The following is a 23,114-nucleotide window of genomic DNA, read 5'->3' as shown; positions in this document are numbered from 1 at the left end:
GAGATAACACATGAGACAGCAGGGTGAAGTGATGATCCGCCTGTGGAACACGTTCTTTAATTTTTACGGGGCGGCGATGCTGTTGTTTTTAATCGTGCCCGTGCTGGTGATTGTTCCGCTCTCATTTAATGCCGGTTCGTTTCTGAGCTATCCGCTGACAGGATTTTCCCTGCGCTGGTATCACGAGTTTTTCAACTCCAGCGAGTGGCTGGGGGCACTGGGCAACAGCCTGCTGATTGCACCACTTGCCACGCTGCTGGCGACGGTACTCGGCGTGCTGGCATCGGTCGGGCTGGTACGCGGTGAGTTTCGTGGGAAGTCTCTGGTGATGGCCGTGCTGATTTCGCCGATGATTGCGCCGGTGGTGATTGTCGCGGTAGGGATGTTTTTCTTCTTCGCCAAGCTGTCGCTGCTGAACAGCTATCTGGGGCTGGTGTTGGCACATGCGATGCTGGGCGTGCCGTTCGTGGTGATTACGGTCACCGCGGTATTGAAGAATTACGATCACAACCTGACGCGTGCTGCCGCCAGCCTGGGTGCTTCGCCGCTGCTGGCTTTTCGCAAGGTAACGTTCCCGCTGATTGCGCCCGGTGTGTTCTCTGGGGCGCTCTTTGCTTTTGCGACCTCGTTTGATGAGGTGATCGTCACGCTGTTCCTCGCCAGCCCGCGCCAGCGCACGCTGCCGCTACAGATGTTTGCCGGTATCCGCGAAAACCTCGACCCGACGATAGCCGCCGCCGCCACCATGATGGTGGGCGCTGCACTTGTCCTGCTCATCGTGATGGAAATCCTGCGCCGTCGCTCGGAGCGTTTACGGAGCGGGGGCTAAGGTGGATAACCGCACCACGTTAGGGGGGGTTAGTGTTGGTGGTTTGCTTCGTGCGCGTTGATAGCTTATTTCTCCCTTCATACGCCGTTTCTTGCACACGTGATACACAGCACAATGGGGAGCAGTTATCCGGCGTAGGAAATTATGCAGCGGTGGGCATGAGTACCGAGTGAGCGGCATGGACGCCGCGAAAGTCAGTGCCGCGTCTGACAAAAACGTCAAAGACGTTTTTGAACAGCACTTGTGCTGGCCCGAAGGGCGAGCCCCATTTATGGGGCGAGTAAACGCGTCACTGGCGGCTCGAATTGTGCTCATGAACACCGATGGCACCGCGTAGCGGCATAATTTAGCCGGAAGCCAGGGTTCACAGGGCGACGGCGATTGAGCCGCCCTGTGTCGGGCGCGTGCTACGAGGTAGCATGAAATAACAGTATTGTGGCGCACGAAACGCACGCTGATTCGGCATAAAAATGTGTTTAAGGGCGCATTTCGCCAAGAGGAAAGACTAAATTTCGCTGAAAATTCCTTCAGCTTTTTTTAAAACCCAATTTATGATGCATCAAACACCATTTTGATGTGTGCTATGTAAAAATGATTGTACAAAGGCTCAGGAGATTCGGTATGACAGTGCAAAAAACACTCTTGCTGACCGGCGCTAGCCGGGGAATCGGGCATGCCACCGTTAAGCATTTTCACGCGGCGGGGTGGCGAATCTTTACCGCGTCACGCCAAAACTGGGCGGAAGAGTGCCCGTGGGCGGAAAAATTGCTTAATCACATTCATCTCGATCTGGAAGATATCGACAGCCTGCAACAGACGCTGCCGCTGATTAAAGAAAAGCTGGGCGGGCGGTTAGATGCGCTGGTCGATAACGCAGGGATTTCACCAAAGGGTGTCGACGGGCAGCGTTTGGGCGTGCGCGACACGGACTATGCGACCTGGCTGCGGGTCTTCAACGTCAATCTGTTTTCCTGCGCGCTGCTGGCAAACGGCTTGTTCGACGAGCTAAAAGCGTCACAGGGCTGCGTGATTAATGTGACCTCGATTGCCGGATCGCGCGTTCATCCCTTTGCCGGCGTGGCTTACGCGACGTCAAAAGCGGCGCTGTCCGCGCTGACGCGGGAAATGGCCTTTGATTTTGGTCCACACGGCGTTCGCGTCAATGCGATTGCGCCGGGGGAAATTGAGACGTCGATTCTGTCACCGGGGACGGACGACATTATTGAGCGGCAGGTGCCGATGCAGCGTTTAGGTAAACCCGAAGAGGTAGCAAGCCTGATCTATTTTCTCTGCACTTCTGGGGCTTCTTATGTCAACGGCGCGGAAATCCACGTTAACGGAGGGCAGCATGTCTGACGGACGACGCACTGTACTTTTTCCCACGTTTCCCACTGAAGCGTCCAATCAGCCGGTGTTTGCCGACGTTGCATCGCATGGCGATGAGCTGATGACGCAGGCGGCACCGCAAGTTTCTTGTCAGCAGGCATTGGCTATCGCGCAGCAAGAATATGGCTTGTCTGGGCAGATGACGCTGCTTCAGGGCGAGCGTGATATGAATTTCTGCCTGACGGTCACGCCCGATGAACGCTACATGCTGAAAGTCATCAATGCCGCTGAGCCCGCCGACGTCAGTGATTTTCAGACCGCGTTGCTATTACATCTTGCTCAGCAGGCACCCGAATTGCCCGTACCGCGCATCAGGCCGACAACAGCGGGTCTGCCAGAAACGTGCGTTGAAATTGATGGTGTACTGCTGCGCGTGCGGTTGGTGAGCTATCTCGCAGGCATGCCGCACTATCTGGCTTCGCCTTCAACGGCACTGATGCCGCAACTGGGGGGCACGCTGGCGCAGTTAGACAACGCGCTTTACGGCTTTATGCATCCGGCGGCGAACCGTTCTCTACTGTGGGATATCAGCCGCGCAGAGCAGGTGCGTCTTTACCTCGATTTTGTGCCTGAGCGACAGCAATATCAGCATCTTCAGCGTACTTTTGATCGTTATGACAGCCATGTCGCGCCTGAATTGACGATGCTACGCCGCCAGGTCATTCATAACGATCTGAACCCACATAACGTGCTGGTTGATGGGGCGTCGCCGACGCGGGTCACCGGCATTATCGATTTTGGCGATGCCGTCTTTGCCCCGCTAATCTGCGAAGTGGCGACGGCGCTGGCATACCAGATTGGCGATGGCGCGGACCTGCTGGAACAGGTTGTGCCGTTTGTTGCCGCCTATCATCAGCACAGACCGCTGACATCGGCGGAGATCGCGCTGTTACCGGATTTGATTGCGACCCGCATGGCGCTGACCCTGACGATTGCGCAGTGGCGGGCATCACGCTATCCCGACAATCGGGAATATCTGCTGCGCAATGTGCCGCGCTGCTGGCACAGTTTGCAGCGCATCGCGACCTATTCTCATACCCAGTTTGTGACTCGCCTACAGCAGGTTTGTCCGGAGAACGCGCGATGAATCAGAGAGAAATCACGCCTGAAATGACCACGACAGAGGCGTTGCTGGCGCGCCGTCAGCGAGTATTGGGCAGCGGCTACCGCCTGTTTTATGAAGAACCCCTGCACGTTGCGCGCGGTGAGGGCGTGTGGCTGGTCGATCATCAGGGGAAACGCTATCTGGATGTGTATAACAATGTGGCCTCGGTTGGGCATTGCCATCCGGCAGTGGTTGAGGCGATGGCGCGACAGAGCGCACAGCTCAATACCCACACGCGATACCTGCACCCTGCGATTATTGATTTCGCGGAAGATCTGCTGAGTGAGTTTCCTGCCGAGTTGAACAACGTGATGCTGACCTGTACCGGCAGTGAAGCCAACGATCTGGCATTACGCATTGCCCGACATGCGACGGGGGGAACGGGCGTGTTGGTAACGCGCTGGGCGTATCACGGCGTAACCAGCGCGCTGGCAGAACTGTCGCCGTCGCTGGGGGATGGTGTGGCGCGCGGCAGTCACGTGAAACTGATCGAGCCGCCGGATACCTATCGCCAGCCCGGTGCATTTCTTCGCAGTATTCGTGATGCGCTGGCGCAGATGCAGCAGGAAGGCATTCGTCCTGCCGCGCTGCTGATCGATACGATTTTTTCCAGTGATGGTGTGTTCTGCGCACCGGAAGGCGAGATGGCGCAGGCGGCTGCGCTGATTCGTCAGGCGGGCGGACTGTTTATCGCAGATGAAGTGCAGCCGGGTTTTGGGCGCACCGGGGAATCAATGTGGGGCTTTGCGCGTCACGGTGTTATCCCGGATCTGGTGAGTTTAGGGAAACCGATGGGCAATGGACATCCGATTGCTGGACTGGTTGGGCGTTCCGCGCTGTTCGATGCATTCGGGCGAGATGTCCGCTATTTCAATACGTTCGGCGGCAATCCGGTGTCCTGTCAGGCGGCGCACGCGGTGCTGCGAGTGATTCGGGAAGAACAGTTACAGCAGAATGCCCAGCGGGTTGGTGATTATCTGCGGCAAGGCTTACAGCAGTTAGCGCAGGATTTCCCGCTGATTGGCGATATTCGGGCTTATGGTCTGTTTATCGGCGTAGATCTGGTTAGCGATCGCGAAAGCAAAGCGCCGGCAACGGAATCCGCATTGCAGGTCGTGAATGCTATGCGTCAGCGCGGTGTGCTGATCAGCGCGACGGGGCCAGCGGCAAACGTGCTGAAAGTTCGCCCGCCGCTGGTGTTTCAGGAAGAGCACGCCGATGTGTTTTTAACCACGTTGAGCGACGTGTTAAAGGTCATCGATACCCGCACGTGGGAATAATCAATCGCGCGGGTGACGTGAAAAGGCAAGGTGATTAGATACGGAACGCCGCAACGGCATGGCTGAGTTCACCCGCACGTTCGGACAGCGAACCAGCGGCCGCGGCGGCTTCGTTTACCAGCGCGGCGTTTTGCTGCGTGACCGTTTCCATCTGTGAAATCGCGGTATTAATCTGCCCAATGCCCAGGCTTTGTTCATTGCTGGCAGTAGAAATTTCGGTCACGATCGAGGCCACGCGTTTGATGTCTTCCACTACGCTTTGAATCGTGCTGCCCGCTTCGATGACGGCATGGTGTCCATGATTTGCCTGTTCGACGGACGTCCCGATCAGTTCTTTGATCTCTTTCGCCGCGTTGGCGCTGCGCTGTGCCAGCGTGCGGACTTCGCCTGCGACGACCGCAAATCCTCGGCCTTGTTCGCCCGCTCGGGCGGCTTCCACGGCGGCGTTCAGCGCGAGGATGTTAGTCTGGAAGGCGATGCCGTCGATCACGCCGATAATATTGGTGATTTTCTCTGCGGATGACACCATCTGTTGCATGGCATTGGTCACATCGCCCATCATCTTGCCGCCGTCAACCGCGCGCTGTGAGGCGGTGGTTGCCAACTGACTGGCGTGAGCGGCATGGGTGGCATTCTGTTTGACCGAGGAGGTCATCTGTTCCATTGAGGCCGCGGTTTCTTCCAGTGAACTGGCCTGCTGCTCGGTTCGAGAGGAGAGATCGATATTGCCGCTGTTAATCTGGCTGGATGCGGTCGCAATAATGTCGGCGTTGCTGTGTACGCGCTCAACGATATCCGTCAGGTTCAGCACCATTTCCCGCAGTGCGGTTTGTAGCTGTCCCATTTCATCGTTTGACGTAATCGCGATGCGGTGTGTCAGATCGCCATCTGCCACTTTTCTGGCTAAATCCACGGCATTTTTTATTGGTACGGCAATCGAGAGAATCAATCGCCACCCTGATAAGGCAACGATAGCTATCCCGACCAGAAGGGTAATCACCACGGAAAATAATATATTACTGAAACTATTTTGTGACTCGGTATACAGTTCCTCTCCCACATCCGATTGTAATTTGATCAGTTGGTCGGCAATTTTCTGCAGCGGGGCGTATTCGTTTTTTAGTGTGTGGTTAATAATATATTCTAGCGCCTCTTTGTCATTTTTTTGTATTGCACGAATGGCGGGAAGGATGACTTTTTCATTGTACTGCTTGTATAAGACAACATACTGTTCTTCTAATGTTTGTTCATCGCCCGTTAAATACGTTTTACTGTACAAGTCCCATTGCGCATTATAAATTTTTTGTGCTTCTTCGATATGTTCCAGCCCTGTCTTGACGTTGTTCGGCTGTGAGAGGTCAACGCTGGCGATTTCAAACATCACGTTGTTCATCTGTCTGGTTACATTGCCAAGATACTGCAGAGCGACCAGCCGATCCTGATACAGTGTTTTCATCGACTGATTTGTGCTGTTCATGCCAAACAGCCCGAGCAGAGAGACGGTTAAAAGCAGTAATGCCATTAACAACATAACCGAAATTAATTTAAGTTTAATGCTCATAAGTACCTCTAAATTACTCCCAGATAAGGAGCGGTATTTCTATATCGACGGAAGAAAGAGAATATTTATGTTGAGACTAACTAAAATTAAAAAATGGCATTAAGGGACTTGTGACAGCGTTAATTTACATTGGTTTACAAACCAATTGGCATTCTATGCTGCCTGGGAAATAGTCATTAAAATATTATCCTGCCTGGAAAGTTACCGTTACAGCTAACTGACGGAGATAATCGTTAAGGTAACGCCGTAATTGCCGATTTCTAAAAAACCAGAAGCGTGAATTTTTAAAAAAAATGAAACAAAACCACGATGAGGATAATCACTCGGATAATAAATTTCCGTTATTAACTTTCCGTTATTAAATAGTATTCCCCGTGTGATGTTCTTCTTCCCCGCGCAGGAAAATGCGGGGAAGAGGAGAGCCGTTACCGATGCTGAGCTAATTGCACGGCGTCATGCAGATTGAGGCGCTGCCAGAAATTCTGCGGGCCTTTATCGCCCGGTGCGCCGGAGAGCGGGTACCCGTCAGCCAGCGCGGTTTTCACCATCAGGTTTCTGCGTTCGGTAACGGAGAGATGCGAAAGCACGGGGTCAAGCAGGACTTCCGCACCTTCGGGAATGCTAACCGGAGACGTCGCGCCATGTTGGGCTGGCAGGCCGTACGTCATCGTGTAGCGATAAAACGTCTTCATTTCCGGTGCGGCGTAAGGATCGTCCTGTGGATCACTCTTGGCACAGGCGCTCAGCGTTGTACCACAGGCTTTCTCTAACGCGCTGCGTAATTCCGTCTTCGCCTGTTCAAACAGCCGACGGTACTGTGGATCGTTGAGGTAGTGCGCCACGTTGCGCTCGGCAAGCATCCGCGAACCCATCACGTCTAATGGATAATGTACGCCCAGCACGATGCGCGAATAGCCATAGCGCGCACCACGAGCGATCAACGGAGCGAAGCGCTCAGGGATCATTTCCGCTAACAGCAAAGCATCGGTGTAACCCGTGTTGGTATGCCCGCTTGGAAACGCGCCGCCGGAAGCGGTGTAAGGTTTGTTATCACCAGTCACGGCGGTATCCGGCACCAGATGAATAGTGTTATTCGGCTGTAGGAAAGGGCGAGGGTAGTCGAAATGCTGTTTAGCGGCGGACGTATTGACTTCAGACGCCTTGATTAAGGCTGCTGCTTTGCGCAGTTCACCGCGATTATAAGCGCTGATAAATGCATGACCGAGTTTTGGGCCCAATGCATCAGCCAGATAGTAGAGGTATCCCTGCCCCTCGGCATCGATCAGCGCGTGTTCGCGTTGATCCTTGGTCGCTTCGCGGTTAATGCGCGTCACAATAGCGGTATTTTGCTGTAACACATCAGTGGAAAGGTGTGAGAAAGATTCCAGTAGCGCAACGCCGGCCTGCTGGTTGGCTTTCACGGCGAAGTCATAACCGCTGGCGCTTAGCCACTCGGTATCGGCCATCAGCGACGTTTGTTTCGCTTGATCCAACTGTGCCCGGGTAAGCTGCTGCGCATTGCCCTGGATTGCCTTGCGCAGCGCAGCCTGAATGGATTGTTCCAGTTCAACAACGCGAGGGCGGCTACTGGCCTGCGTGGTGGAATCCACAATAGCGCCGATCGTCGCGCTGTCCGGCTCAGACGCCGTTGCAAACTCAGAAAGCGGTAATAAGAAAAGACTGACAACAGGCAGCAGCATAGAGCGATAACGCATGGTGGCATCCTTAATTGGGAGGGTAACCGTTTGTCGGTGCGGGATCAGGCTAGGCGCTGATTGTGATGGTAATGTTTCAGGATATATTTTGAGATGCTTATCAACGCATTATCATGATTTGTTATGTTTAGTGACGCCATGAATCTCACAAGGGTGACTGAGGACGGTAGTTACCTATATAGAAGAAAAAGACATAAAAGAGTTTCTAAAAAACAGAAAGGTGATTTGCTTTTTTTATCATTGACGCAAAGCTCATTTCTCTCTACTTTAAACAGACGATTATTTTTTAATATTTCATTGATTTATAAGCAATTAATCTAATTATAACAAAAATGGCAGACATAAATAGCCCGGTTATTCCTCAACGTAAAAAGGCGATGGCGAGCCTACCCCTGTTAAAAATGGCAAGTGAAACAGTCCTGTGGGATAGGTTCAACGTCAACTAATGCGAAATGATTTTACCCACGAATAATGATTTCCCTACATCAAACAGGCATACGTTTGCGTATGCCAATAAAATAGTCAGTAACAGCAGGAGTGAGTCAGGTAATGATTCGGTTAGAAAACGTGAGCGTTGATTTTCCCGCCGGTAAAGCAGCACAGTCCAGGGCGGTAAACAACGTCAACCTGACCATTCAACAGGGTGAAGTGTTTGGGATTGTCGGCACCAGCGGCGCAGGAAAAAGTACGCTGCTGCGGACGATCAATTTATTGCAGCGCCCAACCGAAGGGCGCGTGTTTCTGGGCGATACGCTGATTAGCGATGCGTCCGGCCGTGAACTGCGTCAGCATCGGCAGCGTATCGGGATGATATTCCAGCATTTTAATCTGATGCATACCCGCAATGTTTATGACAACGTGGCGTTCAGCCTGCGTGCCGCGGGGAAGAACAAAGAAGACATCGCCTCACGCGTGCCGGAAATTCTGGCGCTGGTCGGGTTGCAGGACAAGGGGACATCTTATCCGGCACAGCTGAGCGGTGGGCAGAAACAGCGTGTGGGCATTGCTCGCGCGATTGCTAACCATCCCGAAGTGCTGCTGTGTGATGAACCGACCTCCGCGCTGGATCTGGAAACGTCGGCGTCTATTCTGGCGCTATTGAAAAGCATCAATGTCCGATTAGGTATCACGATCGTACTTATTTCCCACGAAATGAGCGTGATTAAAAGTATTTGTCAGCGCATGGCGGTGATGACGGGCGGCAATATTGTGGAAGAGGGCGACGTCTTTACGATCTTCTCTTCGCCTCAGCATGCCTACACCAAACAACTGGTTAGCCATACCAGTCCGGTCGAATTACCGGAACGTTTTAAGCTGAATAATAAAGGCGTCTTGCTGAAAATACTCTTTGCTGATGATTCGGTAGAACAACCGATATTATCCGACGTGGCACAGCAGTTTCAGGTATCGGTAAATATTCTGCACGGCAATATTGAATACATTAACGATCGCGCGCTGGGGCATATTATCGCCCAGCTTTCATACCGTGACGATCCGGCGGCGGATAACCTCGCAGCCGCTATTGCTTATATTCGACAGAATACCTTTGGGGTAGAGGTCATCAATGGCTGAGTTATTTGGTGAATTAGTTTTCGCCTTCGGTGAAACCTTCACGATGGTGTGTATTTCAACGCTGTGTGCGGTGATATTCGGCCTGCCGTTAGGTATCGCGATTTATGTGACCGATCGTCATTTATTCTGGCAGAACCGTTTTATCTATCTGGTCTCGACTGTTCTGGTGAATATTATCCGTTCGATCCCGTTTGTGATCTTGCTGGTGCTGCTGTTGCCATTAACGCAGTTTCTGCTGGGGAACACGATAGGGCCCGTGGCAGCGGCAGTGCCGATGTCCGTGGCGGCGATTGCCTTTTATGCTCGACTGGTGGATTCCGCGCTGCGCGAAGTCGATCCGGGTATTGTGGAAGCGGCGGAAGCCTTTGGTGCTAGCCCGACGCGTATCATTGCGACCGTGCTGTTACCGGAAGCGCTGGCTGGATTATTACGCGGCCTGACGATCACGCTGGTCAGCCTGATCGGTTATTCGGCAATGGCTGGGATTGTTGGCGGCGGCGGTGTCGGCGATCTGGCGATTCGCTTCGGCTATTACCGTTATGAAACTGAAGTGATGGTGGTGACCGTAATTGCGCTGGTGGTGCTGGTGCAGGTCGTGCAAACGCTGGGCGATATGTTATCGCGTCGGGCGAATAAGCGCGAACGCCGCTAAACCACGACAGAATAGGGTATTCAGGGCAGCAGAGAGATGTCATGAAAATAGACAAAATTGTATTAAGAAAAATGAAAATGGCGCTGAAAACGCCATTTACGACCAGCTTTGCGACGCAGACGGAGAAACACTTCTCCATCGCGGAAGTGCATGCTGGCGGACAGATTGGTTACGGAGATTGCTCGGCAATTTCGCTGCCGTTTTATAACGAAGAAACCAACGTCACCGCCTGGCATATTATGCGTGACTTCCTGATCCCGATGATTAAGCAAGCTGGGGATATTGAGCATCCTTCGCAGGTGCGTGATATTTTCGCCCCGGTAAAGCGTAATAACTGCGCCAAAGCGGCCATCGAAGGCGGTATTTGGGATGCTTACGCGAAGATAAAAGGCGTACCGCTGCATCAATTACTGGGTGGAGTACGGGATAAAGTCGAAGCGGGCGTGAGTATTGGTATTCAGGAAACACCCGATAAATTAGTCAGCGTGGTCGATAATTTCCTGAATGAAGGCTACAAGCGCATCAAAATAAAGATCAAGCCGGGAAAAGATTACGACTATATTCTGGCGCTGCGTCAGGCGTTTGGTGATATCACGCTGATGGTGGATGCCAATTCTGCCTACACGCTGGACGATATCGATTTCTTTAAGCGCATTGATCCATTCAATCTGCTGATGATTGAACAGCCGCTGGCGCACGACGATATTATCGACCACCGCAAACTGCAGGCGGCGGTAAATACGCCTATCTGTCTGGATGAAAGTATTGCGTCGGTAGAGGATGCGCGTAAGGCGATCGAGCTGGGCAGCGCCAAAATTATCAATATTAAAGTCGCGCGCGTGGGCGGCATTACTGAAACCAAGCTGATTCATGACTACTGTCAGGCCCACAATATTCCGGTGTGGTGCGGCGGTATGCTGGATACGGCGGTCGGTAAAGCACACAACATCGCGGTATCTACGCTGCCGAACTTTATCTACGCGCACGATATTCCGCCATCTTCCCGCTATTGGCATGAAGACTTCATGCTGCCGTTTGTCGAATTAGACAAAGACAGCTGCGTCGCAGTGCCAGATAAACCGGGAATCGGCTTCGAGATTAACCCTGAGCTGTACGACAAATATTGCTACGGACAGGAAACCTTTTTGTTTTAACTGATTATTGAGTAAGCCTTTTTTAGTAAGGCATGTGAGCAGTAAAACGTTATCCAACACCAGGGAATAACGTTATAAAAATAGAATAGGGCGCTACGACGCCCATAACCGTTATACGACATGGCAGCAGAGAGCGTGGGATAGAAGAGTAAAGCGTCCGCGCCAGGGACAAAAGCGTCAATGACGCTTTTGAACGTCGCTTGCGACGGCCCTGTAAGGGTGAATCTCGGGATGAGATTCATATTGCGCGGCTCGAGCGTACAGGGATGTATTTACAGCGTCTTTACGATCTACCCACGCTCTCTGCCCGCCTTACTTCGTCATCAATATCATGGCACCTATTACGCCCCAAATAATGGTAAAGACTGACTAAATCGGACAGACAGGAACGCGACGATGCGATTGAAAAAACTCATTCCACTCATGCTGGCGCTGGGTATCTCTCAGGCTTACGCAGCAGATTCAGGTAAAGAAATCACCATCGGCGTCTCGCCGGGGCCGTATGGCGACATGGTCACGAAAGCGATCAAGCCGGAAATGGTGAAAAAAGGCTACGAGGTAAAAGTGCGCGAATTCAGCGACTACATCCAGCCGAATCTGGCACTGTCGAACAAAAGTATCGACGCCAACCTGTTCCAAAACCGCCGCTATCTTGATCGTTTCAGCGCGGATAAAGGGCTGAAACTGGCGGAAGTGATCACCGTGCCGACGGCCAGCATGGGCTTTTACTCCAACAAAGTACGCTCGCTGGATGAGCTGAAAGCGGGCGATATCGTCACGCTGCCAAACGATCCGTCCAATCTGGCTCGTTCGCTGGATTTCCTGCAAAAATACGGCCTGATCAAGATCAATCCAGACATTACACCGACCAAAGCCTCGCTGCGTGATATCACTGAAAACCCGAAAGGGCTGGTGTTTAAACCGCTGGAAGCTGCGCAGCTGCCGCGTGCTTTGGGCGGCGTAACGGGCTCGCTGATTAACGCCAACTTCGCGATTTCTGCTGGCCTGAATCTGTCTGACGCGATTCAACTGGATGTGCTGCCGGAAGACCTGAAAAACATGATCGTTGTGCGTGCGGAAGATGCCGACAAACCGTTTGCTCAGGATCTGAAAGCCGCCGTTCAATCCCCGGAATTCGCTGCGTTCTTTGAGGACAAAAACTCCATGTTCCACGCGTTCCAGAAGCCGGAGTGGATGAAGAAGAAAGGTACGCAATCCGAATAAACGACTCCCGAACCGGTTGACGCTATTGCCCGATATTACTATGGTAGTTATTACCATAGTAATATCGGGCATTCTTTTATGGGACAAAAAAGGATTTTTGTTGAGCGTCACTACAATAAATCTCGTAGAAAATCAGGCATAACCGATCAGCAGTTACGTGATATTGCGGCAGACATTATTGATTATCCCGATAAAGGAGGTCTCGGTGGTGGTGTTTATAAAAAGCGCGTTGCTACCAGTCTGGGTAAACGTGGCGGTGCTCGGACAATCGTGGCTTACCATCGAGAAGGTAAGGTGTTTTTCTTTGAAGGATGGGAAAAAAACACGGTATCAATGCGTGGGAAAGAAATTCCCGATGATGTATGGGCGGCTTTTAAAATTGCGTCAACGGTGTTTAAAAATAAATCTGATGCCGATCTCGAAACAGACCTTAAAAACAAAGAGCTTGTTGAGGTGATAAATGGTTGATAAGCGCCTATTAAATATACAGAGCATGATTCAGCGTCAACATGCCGCAGGTACGGCCAGTGACGTCGATCTTGACGCTATCAATCGTCTGGTAGCGGAAAGTCAAAAAACGGAATCACGTGCCAGTATGGATGCGAGCAGAGTGCGGGCTATCCGTGAGCGTGAAAAAATTAGTCAAAGCCAACTGGCTGGCATCATTAATATGTCGGCCAACAGCGTTCAGAAATGGGAACGTGGAGTAAGTGCCCCAACGGGTGCGGCGTTACGAATACTGGAGGTCATCGAGAGAAAAGGCTTAAGTGCTATTCTTTGATGATGCGGTTAAGAAAGATAGCTGGTTGTTTCATTGCGCTTAGTGGCCGTCTAGTACGGCCACGTTCGCGTTTATAAACATTGTGTTCAGGTTATAAACATCACTTCTGACGTACGTACACTCTGTGTTCTTCTAATAGCGTATGGCCTTGCTCCCCCAGTTCCCAGAACAGGCCGGTCATGATTGCTAACCCTTCGCGGGCGACGGATTTCAGCAGGTGCTCGTTGACCGCGTGCTGACCGCATGCCGGATAGGAGTGGGGGATCCACAGCGTCGGCAGGCCGAGGATGTCGGCGAAAACGTCATTAGGCAGCGATCCGCCCAAATTCGGTAACAGCGCGGGCTGTTTGCCGCTGATATGTTGTATCAGTGCCAGCGTCCAGTTCACCAGCGGATCTTCAGGGTTAAAGCGCGTCGCCGGAGAGGTGTTAAGCACCTCAACGTCCACCTGCGTAAAGCCGTGCTGGTCGAGATGTTGACGCACATGTTGCGCCAGATGCTGCCAGTCGGTGCCGACCACAAAGCGCAGTTGGCAAATCGCCGTGGCGTCGGCGGGAATCGCATTCACCGGCTTGTTTGGGTTACCGGTAATAAACGACAGTACTTCCAGCGTGTTCCAGCCAAATAGCCGTTCGGCAGGCGTGAGACCGTCCTCGCCCCAGTTTTCATCAATCGCTGGATCGCCTTCATTGCCGGCGGGATCGATCGTGCTGAGGATTTCGCGCAGCGCCGGCGTTAGCTGAGGTGGCAGCAGGGTGTCGATCTTCATCCGTCCTTGTCCATCAACCAGACTCGCTACGGCGTTCGCCAACTGAGTACCCGGATTGCTCAGCAGTCCGCCCCAGTTGCCAGAATGGTATGCCTGATCGCGTGCTTTGATGCGCAAACGGAAATTGATGCAGCCGCGAGAGCCGAGGAACAGCGTCGGACGCTCTGCGCTGAGGCGCGGCCCGTCGGAGGCGATAAAGATATCGGCCGCCAGTGCCTGTTTGTGCTGTTGGCACAGCTCGGCCAGCCCCGGTGAGCCAATTTCTTCACCCATCTCGAACAGCAGTTTGCAGTTGAAGCCTAAACGCTGCCCACGAGCCTGAAACACCTGCTCCAGCGCCATCAGGTTAATACTGTGCTGGCCTTTGTTATCGGCGCTGCCGCGTCCGTACCAGTGGTCGCCTTCTTCCACTAATTCCCAGGGTTTGAGCCCATCGAGCCAGTTTTCTTCATCACCAAAAACCACGTCGCCGTGGCCGTAAGACAGCACGGTCGGCAGGCTGGGATCTTCAATGCGTTCGGCCAGCAGAAAAGGGGGATGACGTTCATCTGGCGAGGCAATCAGCCTTACGCTGAATCCCATCGCCTGCAAGGCGGGCTGGATCTCGTCGGTTAGATAGCGGTTCAGCGCGGGATGATTACCGGCTTTCTGGCTCTCACTGGCGTGGGCAATACGCCGGGCCAGCGTCTGTTTAAATTCTCCGCGATCGAAACGTTCACAGGCGATACGAATAAGGTCTGCGCTGGTCATGCCTTTCCTTGCTGGATAATGTGCCGAAGTTACCGATATTTAAAGAAAAAACGAGCTTTGCAACAATAATAAAAATTGCAATTAAGCTTTGCTTTTAATATAAACCTGCGAATCCCCCGCGATGTCTGAAAGGAACGCCGCCATGCACAGCTCCGAGATTCGTTATTTTCTGGTGGTTGCCACCACCGGTTCGCTCAGCGCCGCCAGTCAGCACCTGTTTGTTGCCGTTTCTGCGATCAGTCGCCAAATCCAGCGGCTGGAAGAACGCATCGGCGTGCCGCTGTTCGAGCGCCATGCGCGCGGTATGGTGTTAAACGATGCGGGACGCATTCTGGAAAATCACGTGCGTAAGAGCATGATGGACATGGATGCCGCCGTGGCGGAGATTCAGGGGCTGAAAGCCAGCCGGCGGGCGCTGTTGCGTATCGGCTGCACGGAGGGGATGGCATTTGATCTGCTGCCGACGCTATTTGCACGTTTTCGCCAGCATGACCCGGATACTACCTTTGCGCTGAAAGTGGACTCGGCGATGCAGGTGTCCCAGATGATCCGCAATGGTGAAGTGGATATCGCACTCCAGTTTGCGCTGGCACCTGAGCAGGGCGTGAATGTGGAGCTGGCGCTGCCTGCGCCGCTGATGCTACTGATGTCTGACGATCATCCGCTGGCGCAGCAGTCTATTCAACTGGCGGATCTGCATCTTTTCCCGCTGGCTTTGCCGGAATCCTCGACCACGCTGCGGCAGCTGTTTGACCTCTCATGCCGCATGAACGGCACCTTTCTGGAACCGACGCTGTGCTGCAACAACTTCACCACGCTTTATTACTATGCGATGAGCACGCCGGGAGCAGTCACCGCCTGTAGTTTCTACTCTGTGATGTACAAGTGCTTACAGCAGCCGATGCGGCTTAAACCGCTGAATATTAAGCAGCTTGACCAGCGCTCGCTTCAAATCCAAACGCTGGCAGGCAAAGCGCACGCGCCGCAGCAACAGGCTTTCCTTGATTTCATGATGGCGGAGCTGCGTCAGGGGGAAGCGTATTATCTGAGTCAGATCGCGGAAAGCTAACTATCCGCCTTCACTCCATCTCAATAATGTCGCGTTTTTGCTCGTCTTCGAGCTGGCGCAGGACGCGATACACCTGCGCCACGGCCTGAAGCGTTTCGCGCGGAATGTAGTGACCTTCCTGCGTGGTGCGATACAGCGTGCGGGTCAGCCAGATAAAGCGAATCACCGGAATATCTGCTTTTTGCGCCTGCGCAATAAGTTCCTGCGCCGCGCGGTCTTCCCCCTTGAATAAAATGCGCGGCAGCGGCGTTTTACCGGGGCGATAGTAAAGCCCCACCGCATAGTGCGTCGGGTTAACCAGCAGCATATCGGCGTCTTCGACCTTGGCTTTGGGGCGTGGCGCGGCAGGTTCGTTCATCAGTTCATGCGCCAGCGATTTACGGTGACCTTTCATATGCGGATCGCCTTCGGAATCCTTGTGCTCGTTGCGTAAATCCTCGTGGCTCATTCGCTGCTGCTTGAGAAAGAAATACTTTTGCAGACCGAAATCCAGTGCGGACAGCACCAGCAGTGCCGTCAGCGTGGTGCGGGCAACGCGCATCAGCAGCGCTTTAACCCCTTGCCAGAAGCCGTGCAGGTCGCCATAGGCCAATTCGACCAGCGCTTCCAGCTCCGGCACCACCACTTTATAAAAGACGGTACCGATCACCACGGCTTTCAGGATATTGGTCAGCATTTCTACCAGCTTGCGCATCGAAAACATCTGCTTGAACTGGTTGATCGGGTTCAGGCGGTTGAGATCGAGGTTCAGCGCTTCGGGGGCAAACAGCGGACCATACTGGAGCCAGCCGCCGACCACGCGCAGCAGCACGGCAATGGCGGCGGCTAACAGGCAGAGCGTGCCCGCCAGCACGGCGGCATCGTGGAACACCTCTTTCGCCACCTGCGCAAACGGGGCATCCAGCCGTTGCAGCGGCAGTTGCACCAGCGTTTGTAGTTTCCCCATCGTGCTGTCTGCCAACGCCAGTACGCACTCCAGCAGGCCGACGCAGATCAGCAGTTTGGGCACATCCTGACTTTGCCCGACTTCTCCTTTACGGCGCGCGTCTTCGAGCTTTTTCTCTGTGGGTTCTTCTGTTTTCTCGCTCATCGCTTCTGCCTTATTCGCTGTTCGATGCCGCAAAAAGCAGCGGGAGCAGGTGCTTGAGATCCGGTAGCCCCTGAAGTTTATGGTCACCTAAATATTGCAGCACGGGCAGATAGATGATGAAAAATGCCATTCCCACCAGACACTTGGCCGGAATAGATAGGACGAATACCTGAAGCTGCGGGCTATACAGGCTGAGTAGTGCAATGCTGAATTCCAACAGCAGCAGTAGCGCAACCAGCGGCCCCGCGTACACCACCAGATGAGTGAAGGTGTCTGCCAGCAGGCTGAGATACACCTCAAAGCCTTGTTCGCCCGGCGCGGGCAGCCACGACAGCACCGGCCAGATTTGGTAGCTGTCCCAAATTAGCTGCGTCAGCCCTTTCAGGCCGATACCGATAATCAACAACAGAATCAGCGTCTGTTTCAGCAGATGGCCGAGCGGCGTGGCGTCCGAACCCAGCGCGGGGTTGAGCTGGCCGCCCATGAGCGCACCGCGCTGGTTATCAAATAGGGCTCCGACGGATTCAAACAGCCAGAACGGCATCGCCAAAATCAACGCGATGAGTAACCCGACAATAACCTCTTTCAGCAACAGGCCGGGAAGCATCGGCCAGGACAGTGGCGTCAGCAGAAGCTGTTGCTGCACGATGGGGGCGGGCAGCAGCGTCAGGGAAATCACCACGGCGTTGCGCGTCATGCCTTTCAACACGTTGAGTGAAAAAACCGGCACCAAAATAAAGCAAGGATACAGTCGGGCGATGCCGAGCGTAATGGCAATGATAAAGTCGTAAACGTGCTGAATGGTGGCGATCATGCGGATTTATACCCCGGTGTGCGCAATCATGTTGAATGCGGTGATAGCCAACTGCATCAGCTCTACGCCAATCCAGCGTCCGCAGAGCGCCAGCGCCAGCCCGACGGAAATCAGTTTGACGGCAAAAGGCAGCGTCTGATCCTGCAACTGCATCACCGCCTGGAGCAGTGAAATCAGCACGCCGACAATCACCGCAACCAGCAGCGGCGGCGCAGAGAGCAGCACGACCATCACCATGGCCTGACGGAAAAGCGTGATTATTTCCATCGTGGCCTCACAGGTAGCTGTAGAACAGGCCGTCCAGCAGCCGCGTCCAGCCGTTGACCAGCACGAACAGCAGCAGCTTTAACGGCAGCGAGAGCGTCATCGGTGCGACCATCTGCATCCCCAGCGCCAGCAGCACGTTGGAGACGATGAGATCGATGACGATAAACGGGATATAGATCAGGAAGCCGATTTTGAATCCGGCCTGTAGCTCCGACAGCACAAAAGCCGGAATCACCAACAGCAGGTTTTGCGTGTTCACTTTTTCGGATAGCGATGCAGGCCACATTTGCAGGCTGTTCTCATGCAGGTGGGTGAGGATATCGGGGTCAACGTTGCGCGACATAAAGGTTTGCAGCGGTTCCAGCCCGTAGGTCACGCTGGCCTGAAGCGACGTGATATCGGTCATATCCAGCGGCTTTTCCTGCACGCGTTTGCTGATGTCCTGAAACACCGGTGCCATCACAAACAGCGTTGCCGCGAGCGCGATGCCGTACAGCGCCATATTTGGCGGCACCTGTTGTACCCCGATGGCGTTGCGGGTGATCAGTAGCACAATCGCAATCTTCAGAAAGCAGGTGCAGACAATCATCATCAGCGGAATCAGGGAGAGTGCGCCCAGAAAGAGCGCAAACATCAACGGATCGAATGCGCCGGAGGTCATGGTGCCAGCTCCGGTTCGGCGGCGTGTTCTTCATCCGCTATCGGCAGTATTGGCGTCGGTGAGGAAAAACGCTGGGTAATCTGTAGCCCCAGTCGGCCTTCCACATCGACCAGATCGCCGCTTGCCAGTGCGATATCGCTGTGATACAGCCAGGCTTGTCCCGGCACTACGTCGCGCAGCGTCAGCACGCTCCCGCTGGCAAGGTGCTGCAATTCCGTTAGCGTCATCGTCAGGCTGCCGCAGCGAAGGTGTAAGGTGACCGGCAGCGGTGGTAAATTCTCGGTGACATTGTCACTTATTGGTGTGAGTTCAAGGACTGAGGCCTCTGAGTGGGGATCGGCGAGCATCGTGTCGGTAGCGGACGAGGGCATTAAGACAGTCTCCATGTCGGTAACGGTAACGGTAAAGGTGTAGGGGGCAAGTTCCGTGAGCTGTAGCGTGCCGCGCAGGCGCAGCGTACCGGCTGACAGCGTTCCCTCGCCAGAGGGGGTAAACCACGGACGATTGGGCAGAATAAGATCGCCCGTACGCAAACGGCATAACGCGGACAGCGGCAGCACGGCATCAGCCAGCGTGAGCGGAATAGCGATAGTCATTTCTGCGGGCAGCGCACGACGCTGGCGGTGCCAGTCTGCGCGGGAAAAGAGCACCAGCCAGACGGCGTCAGTGGCCTGCATCCGACTGCGCACGGTTATGCCGTTCCAGCTCACGCTGAGCCAGGCGCAGAGTGGCGCACCCTCGCCATGTTGCTTTGCTGAATCCTGTTCTTTCTGAGAACGGTCCAGCGGGTAAATTTCCCCGACCAGTGCCCGCAGGACGGGGTTAAGCGACTGGTTGTAGAGCGTCCAGTACCACTCCTGTGTCGCATCATCGTATTCAGAAAGCGGCAGCAGCGGGCAGTCCGACAGCAGGCTGAGTACGGGAAACGGATCGGTCAGTGAGATATCACCGATGTCGCTACGCCAACTGCTGGCCTGCGCGGTGGACGATTCCTCTGCCAACTCGCATTCGTTCGCCAACTGGAGGTGCAGGCGGCCAGCCAGTCCGTCGCGGATAAACGGCAGCACGAGCCCAGTGGCCAGCGTCGATCGGATGCGGGCGTGCTGCACGCGCAGGGTCGGTAGCGTCAGTGACCTGATGTACGGTGAATGGACGTCGGGTGAATTCGGGCTCATCGCTCATACTCTCTGGCGTCAAAACGCAGGTTTATCGGGCAGTCCAACGCACTGGAGAGCGAATGACGGCAGGCTTCGCGCCGATCTTTTAACTGGTGGTAACTTTCCCGACTGAAACGCAGGGAAATATCCCAGCCGCGTGGTACCAGCGCGGCTAACCGCGCATCGATATCGCCCAACTGCGGCAGTTGCAGGCTGAAGGCAAACGGCGGGGCGCAGATATTGTCCATCGCTTCAATCAGCTCACATTGCAGCGGCTGCCACTGTGACGGTGTCACATATTGTGGGCTGTCCGGTGCCTCACTCTGCAACGGTAGCGGGGCATTGACGGCGCCGCCCGGTGCTAAGGCGACAGACGCGTCCTGATAGAACGCGTCTTCAAAGCCGTCCGAAAACGTGAAGGCTTCCCAGAAATCCCTATGTTGTGGATCGGGTTGCGAATGGTCTGTGCGCGAGGACTTGCCGTGCAGCACGGCCTGCGCGTTCTGCGTCGCCTTGGATTCGGATGACGCAATCTGTCGGTTATTCATACGTGCTCCTGAGGTAACGTAAGCAGATATTCCAGTTTCTCCACCGCCTTCTGACATTGGCGGGTGGCATCTCGGGCGTGATCAACCTGACGTTGCTGATCGCGGTGCTGCTGCTGTGTGGCCTGTACCTGCTGCGTTTCTGTCGCGATTTCGCCGAGTAAACGCTGTTCGGCAGCAAGGTTTTTTTTCAGATTTTCCAGCGTTTGGCATTGCCCCTGAGTGTCCCGGGCAAACTGGTCGCGCTGTGTCTGACTGGTCTGTCGCAGCGCCTCGACCTGCTGCTGATGACGCCGCTGCTGTTCCGCAATGCGGTTCAACTGCTGTTCTTCCTGCCGCTGTTGGCGCTCGCTGCGGCTTAAGCGCTGACGGCGTATCGGCATCAGCAGGTTCAACACGGTCTGTAATTCGGCATCGCGCTCGGTGTTATGGGACATAGCGGCTGACTCCGGCGAGCTGTTGTTGAATCACGCCATACGGCATCGGTTCGCGCATTGACTGACGCAGAAACTGCGTGATTTCTGCCTGGGCGTTGACCGCAGAATCGGTCAGCACGTCATGGCCGGGCTGGTACTCGCCCAGGCGAATCAGCATTTCAACCTGTTTGTACGCCGCCATCAGACGCCGTACGCCGCCCGCGTTGCGGGTGTGATCGGTATCCACGACGTTACTCATGGTGCGGCTCAGGCTGGCCAGCACGTCGATAGCCGGATAGTGCCCCTGTTCCGCCAGCCGTCGGGCGAGCACGATGTGCCCGTCAATCAGCGAACGCACTTCGTCGGCAACCGGATCGTTCATGGAATCCTGCTCGATCAGCACGGAATAGAGCGCGGTAATGGCACCGTCTTCCGTTTGCCCGGCGCGTTCGACCAGACGCGGCAGCAGCGTATAGACCGACGGCGGCAGCCCGCCGCGGCCCTGTGGTTCCCCGAGTGCCAGACCGATTTCGCGCTGGGCGCGAGCGAAACGCGTCAGGGAGTCAATAATCAGCAGCACCTGACGGCCTTCGGCACGGTAAGCCTCGGCGATGGCGGTGGCGGTGAACGCCGCACGGGCACGTTCCATGCTGCTGCGGTCGGAGGTGGAACACACCAGCACGGTGCGGCTGCGCAGTTCATCATCCAGTTCGTGATCGAGAAACTCGCGCAGCTCGCGACCGCGTTCGCCAATCAGTCCGAAAACGATGGCGTCGCACGGCGTATTACGTGCCAGTTCGGCCAGCAGCGTGGTTTTACCGCAGCCTGCACCGGCGAAGATGCCGACGCGTTGCCCCTGACCGAGGGTCAGCAGGCCATCGACGGCGCGTAATCCGGTGGGGAGCGGCTGGCTGATGCGGGGTCGAGAGGTCGGTGGTGGGGCATCGCCCAGCACGGGCTGCGTGCGGCCTGTGGTATGACCGGGTTCGACAAACGCGCTCTCGCCGCCGTCCTCCAGCGCCCGGCCAAACCCGTCCAGTACGCTGCCTAGCAAACGTTCCGACACCTGAATGCAGTGCGGCTGATACAGCGGCGTTACGGCGGCTCCCTGTGCGATGCCATCCAGCGCCCCGAGTGCGGAGAGAAAGGTGTTGTCTGGGCTAAATCCCACGACTTCGGCCATCATCTGGCTATCGTCCTGACGAGCCACCCAGCACAGATCGCCAATACGCGCCTGCGGCAGGCTGCACTCCAGCAAGATGCCGCTGACGGCCATGACGCGGCCTTTTTTCTCAACGGGCGCATAGGCTGCCAGATGCTGGCGCTGCTGCGTGACCCACTGGTCGAGCAGCGGAAAAGAAGAAGGTTGTGTCTGCATTACCAGTTCACCGTTATCTGTTGTCTGCCGCTGAATTCAATCTGGTGCTCGTCAATTCTCACCAGACGCAGGTTGTCAATCTCATCGCCGATGAAAAAGCGCTGACCGTCCGCCGTGACGACGTTGGCACGCGACCCGCTGGTTACCTGAACGATCTGAAACGGCAGTTGCTCCGTTTTCAGCTGTGTGCGGTTATCCACGGACAGCGCGGTTCTATAACGTTGGTGGAGTTGGGCGAGCATCCGTTCCAGCTTTTTTTGATCGTCCGGCGTTAATTGTCCGGTGAGCGTGACGCGATCCTGATACGCCGCCACTTTCACGGCCGTGCTCAGTTCCCGTTCCTGCAACATGATACGCAGCGTGCTCTCCAGCTGTGGCAGCGTGCTGAGCGGTTTGCGGGTATCCTGCGGCGGTGGGGCGGCAGGCATCGCGACGCTCTCCTGTAGCTGCCAACTGCCCACTATCACCAGCAGCAACGCGCCAAGCAGCAGATAGCTGGCTTTGGCCCACAGCGGGAGGCGCGGTGCGGGGGCAGGGGCAGGAATCGGCGTAGTGGTATGGCGCGGCGGTTCCTCGACAGGCATCTCCGCAGGGGGAACGTCCTCTTCCGCAGTTGGAGGCGTTTCGCTGTCGTCAGGCCAGGGGGTATCGGCGGCCACAACGCAGAGCCAAATCTGCCCCAGCGCAAACGGTGTGCCGGGCGGCAGGGCGTCAATTTGCTCGACGGTATGGCCTTCCGTATTGCACAACGCGCCATCCTGTGCGCTGAGCGCCCAGCCGTCAGCGGTCTTCTCCAACTGGCCGTGATAAGGCGCAATACCGGGATCGTAAAGCACGAGATCGGCATCATCGGCTGCACCGATACGCCAGGCGTTCCCGCAGAGCGGCAGCGCCGCACCGCGATGTAAACCAGTCAGCACGCGTAATTCAAACATGGTG

The 23,114-nt window shown here is 54.9% G+C and carries 23 protein-coding genes; 11 read left to right on the top strand and 12 right to left on the bottom strand.

The genetic code is table 11. The features are described from left to right. Positions 1–10: 10 nt before the first annotated feature. The 4 genes from Q3A88_RS14645 to Q3A88_RS14630 all read left to right on the top strand — a co-directional run bounded on the left by Q3A88_RS14645 (position 11) and on the right by Q3A88_RS14630 (position 4,600). Positions 11–829, top strand: a complete 819-nt coding sequence (locus Q3A88_RS14645; RefSeq protein WP_110163238.1) for an ABC transporter permease — start codon at positions 11–13, stop codon at positions 827–829. A 621-nt stretch (positions 830–1,450) separates the two neighbouring features. Beyond that, entirely contained in the window at positions 1,451–2,185 is a 735-nt protein-coding gene (locus Q3A88_RS14640) for an SDR family NAD(P)-dependent oxidoreductase (RefSeq protein WP_014915573.1), read from the top strand. After that, positions 2,178–3,302, top strand: coding sequence for a phosphotransferase (locus Q3A88_RS14635; protein ID WP_110163239.1), 1,125 nt, complete (start codon positions 2,178–2,180; stop codon positions 3,300–3,302). Before Q3A88_RS14640 ends, Q3A88_RS14635 begins: the two co-directional genes overlap by 8 nt. Further along, entirely contained in the window at positions 3,299–4,600 is a 1,302-nt protein-coding gene (locus Q3A88_RS14630; RefSeq protein WP_110163240.1) for an aspartate aminotransferase family protein, read from the top strand. Before Q3A88_RS14635 ends, Q3A88_RS14630 begins: the two co-directional genes overlap by 4 nt. Positions 4,601–4,634: 34 nt before the next feature. Here the strand turns inward: Q3A88_RS14630 and Q3A88_RS14625 are convergent, their stop codons facing one another. Both Q3A88_RS14625 and Q3A88_RS14620 read right to left on the bottom strand, forming a co-directional pair. Further along, positions 4,635–6,122 (bottom strand): methyl-accepting chemotaxis protein, encoded by a 1,488-nt coding sequence (locus tag Q3A88_RS14625; protein ID WP_317178183.1) that lies wholly within the window; start codon positions 6,120–6,122, stop codon positions 4,635–4,637. Positions 6,123–6,586: 464 nt separating this feature from the next. Continuing rightward, entirely contained in the window at positions 6,587–7,876 is a 1,290-nt protein-coding gene (locus Q3A88_RS14620; RefSeq protein WP_317178182.1) for a phosphatase PAP2 family protein, read from the bottom strand. Between the two features lie 549 nt (positions 7,877–8,425). On the opposite strand from Q3A88_RS14620, the gene Q3A88_RS14615 reads away from it, so the two are divergent. The 6 genes from Q3A88_RS14615 to Q3A88_RS14590 all read left to right on the top strand — a co-directional run bounded on the left by Q3A88_RS14615 (position 8,426) and on the right by Q3A88_RS14590 (position 13,259). Further along, the gene (locus Q3A88_RS14615; RefSeq protein WP_317178181.1) at positions 8,426–9,448 is read left to right on the top strand and encodes a methionine ABC transporter ATP-binding protein; all 1,023 of its coding nucleotides are present in this window, start codon (positions 8,426–8,428) and stop codon (positions 9,446–9,448) included. Next, a complete protein-coding gene (locus Q3A88_RS14610; RefSeq protein ID WP_317178180.1) occupies positions 9,441–10,100 on the top strand; it encodes a methionine ABC transporter permease in 660 nt (219 codons plus the stop codon). The genes Q3A88_RS14615 and Q3A88_RS14610 overlap by 8 nt, the downstream gene beginning before the upstream one ends. Positions 10,101–10,141: 41 nt before the next feature. Next, positions 10,142–11,254 (top strand): o-succinylbenzoate synthase, encoded by a 1,113-nt coding sequence (gene menC, locus Q3A88_RS14605; RefSeq protein ID WP_039501167.1) that lies wholly within the window; start codon positions 10,142–10,144, stop codon positions 11,252–11,254. Positions 11,255–11,650: 396 nt separating this feature from the next. Next, positions 11,651–12,478 (top strand): MetQ/NlpA family ABC transporter substrate-binding protein, encoded by an 828-nt coding sequence (locus tag Q3A88_RS14600; protein WP_205594067.1) that lies wholly within the window; start codon positions 11,651–11,653, stop codon positions 12,476–12,478. Between the two features lie 78 nt (positions 12,479–12,556). Then, complete coding sequence (locus tag Q3A88_RS14595) at positions 12,557–12,946, top strand: type II toxin-antitoxin system RelE/ParE family toxin (RefSeq protein ID WP_233990422.1); 390 nt, start codon at positions 12,557–12,559, stop codon at positions 12,944–12,946. Continuing rightward, the gene (locus Q3A88_RS14590; RefSeq protein ID WP_039358997.1) at positions 12,939–13,259 is read left to right on the top strand and encodes a helix-turn-helix domain-containing protein; all 321 of its coding nucleotides are present in this window, start codon (positions 12,939–12,941) and stop codon (positions 13,257–13,259) included. Before Q3A88_RS14595 ends, Q3A88_RS14590 begins: the two co-directional genes overlap by 8 nt. 100 nt (positions 13,260–13,359) lie before the next feature. On the opposite strand, the gene Q3A88_RS14585 is transcribed toward Q3A88_RS14590, so the two are convergent. Beyond that, the gene (locus Q3A88_RS14585; RefSeq protein WP_317178179.1) at positions 13,360–14,778 is read right to left on the bottom strand and encodes a M20 family metallopeptidase; all 1,419 of its coding nucleotides are present in this window, start codon (positions 14,776–14,778) and stop codon (positions 13,360–13,362) included. A gap of 142 nt (positions 14,779–14,920) precedes the next feature. On the opposite strand from Q3A88_RS14585, the gene Q3A88_RS14580 reads away from it, so the two are divergent. Continuing rightward, positions 14,921–15,847 carry a LysR family transcriptional regulator gene (locus Q3A88_RS14580; protein WP_180785965.1) on the top strand — a complete coding sequence of 309 codons (927 nt, stop codon included), beginning with the start codon at positions 14,921–14,923 and terminating at the stop codon, positions 15,845–15,847. Positions 15,848–15,857: 10 nt separating this feature from the next. On the opposite strand, the gene sctU is transcribed toward Q3A88_RS14580, so the two are convergent. Genes sctU through Q3A88_RS14535 form a run of 9 tightly spaced genes read right to left on the bottom strand, consistent with a single transcriptional unit; the run spans position 15,858 to position 23,110 of the window. Further along, positions 15,858–16,937: a type III secretion system export apparatus subunit SctU gene (sctU, locus tag Q3A88_RS14575; protein ID WP_317178178.1), complete on the bottom strand. Its 1,080-nt coding sequence runs from the start codon at positions 16,935–16,937 to the stop codon at positions 15,858–15,860. Between the two features lie 10 nt (positions 16,938–16,947). Further along, complete coding sequence (gene sctT / locus Q3A88_RS14570; RefSeq protein ID WP_014915560.1) at positions 16,948–17,751, bottom strand: type III secretion system export apparatus subunit SctT; 804 nt, start codon at positions 17,749–17,751, stop codon at positions 16,948–16,950. 6 nt (positions 17,752–17,757) lie between these two features. Then, positions 17,758–18,018, bottom strand: coding sequence for a type III secretion system export apparatus subunit SctS (sctS, locus tag Q3A88_RS14565; RefSeq protein WP_010302163.1), 261 nt, complete (start codon positions 18,016–18,018; stop codon positions 17,758–17,760). 7 nt (positions 18,019–18,025) lie between these two features. Beyond that, the gene (sctR, locus tag Q3A88_RS14560; RefSeq protein WP_010681683.1) at positions 18,026–18,679 is read right to left on the bottom strand and encodes a type III secretion system export apparatus subunit SctR; all 654 of its coding nucleotides are present in this window, start codon (positions 18,677–18,679) and stop codon (positions 18,026–18,028) included. After that, positions 18,676–19,854: a type III secretion system cytoplasmic ring protein SctQ gene (gene sctQ / locus Q3A88_RS14555; protein ID WP_317178177.1), complete on the bottom strand. Its 1,179-nt coding sequence runs from the start codon at positions 19,852–19,854 to the stop codon at positions 18,676–18,678. The genes sctR and sctQ overlap by 4 nt, the downstream gene beginning before the upstream one ends. Continuing rightward, complete coding sequence (locus Q3A88_RS14550; RefSeq protein ID WP_110163246.1) at positions 19,851–20,384, bottom strand: type III secretion system HrpP C-terminal domain-containing protein; 534 nt, start codon at positions 20,382–20,384, stop codon at positions 19,851–19,853. Before Q3A88_RS14550 ends, sctQ begins: the two co-directional genes overlap by 4 nt. After that, positions 20,381–20,818, bottom strand: coding sequence for a type III secretion protein (locus Q3A88_RS14545; protein ID WP_233990409.1), 438 nt, complete (start codon positions 20,816–20,818; stop codon positions 20,381–20,383). Before Q3A88_RS14545 ends, Q3A88_RS14550 begins: the two co-directional genes overlap by 4 nt. Continuing rightward, entirely contained in the window at positions 20,808–22,175 is a 1,368-nt protein-coding gene (gene sctN / locus Q3A88_RS14540) for a type III secretion system ATPase SctN (RefSeq protein ID WP_317178176.1), read from the bottom strand. The genes Q3A88_RS14545 and sctN overlap by 11 nt, the downstream gene beginning before the upstream one ends. Next, entirely contained in the window at positions 22,175–23,110 is a 936-nt protein-coding gene (locus tag Q3A88_RS14535) for an FHA domain-containing protein (RefSeq protein WP_317178175.1), read from the bottom strand. Before Q3A88_RS14535 ends, sctN begins: the two co-directional genes overlap by 1 nt. Positions 23,111–23,114: the final 4 nt, after the last annotated feature.

The sequence above is a fragment of the Pectobacterium sp. HCp5_1 genome (genome assembly GCF_032905925.1).
GTDB classification, from domain to species: domain Bacteria; phylum Pseudomonadota; class Gammaproteobacteria; order Enterobacterales; family Enterobacteriaceae; genus Pectobacterium; species Pectobacterium brasiliense_A.
Note: the sequence above shows the minus strand (reverse complement) of the source record. Positions and strands in the feature narration are given on the sequence as shown.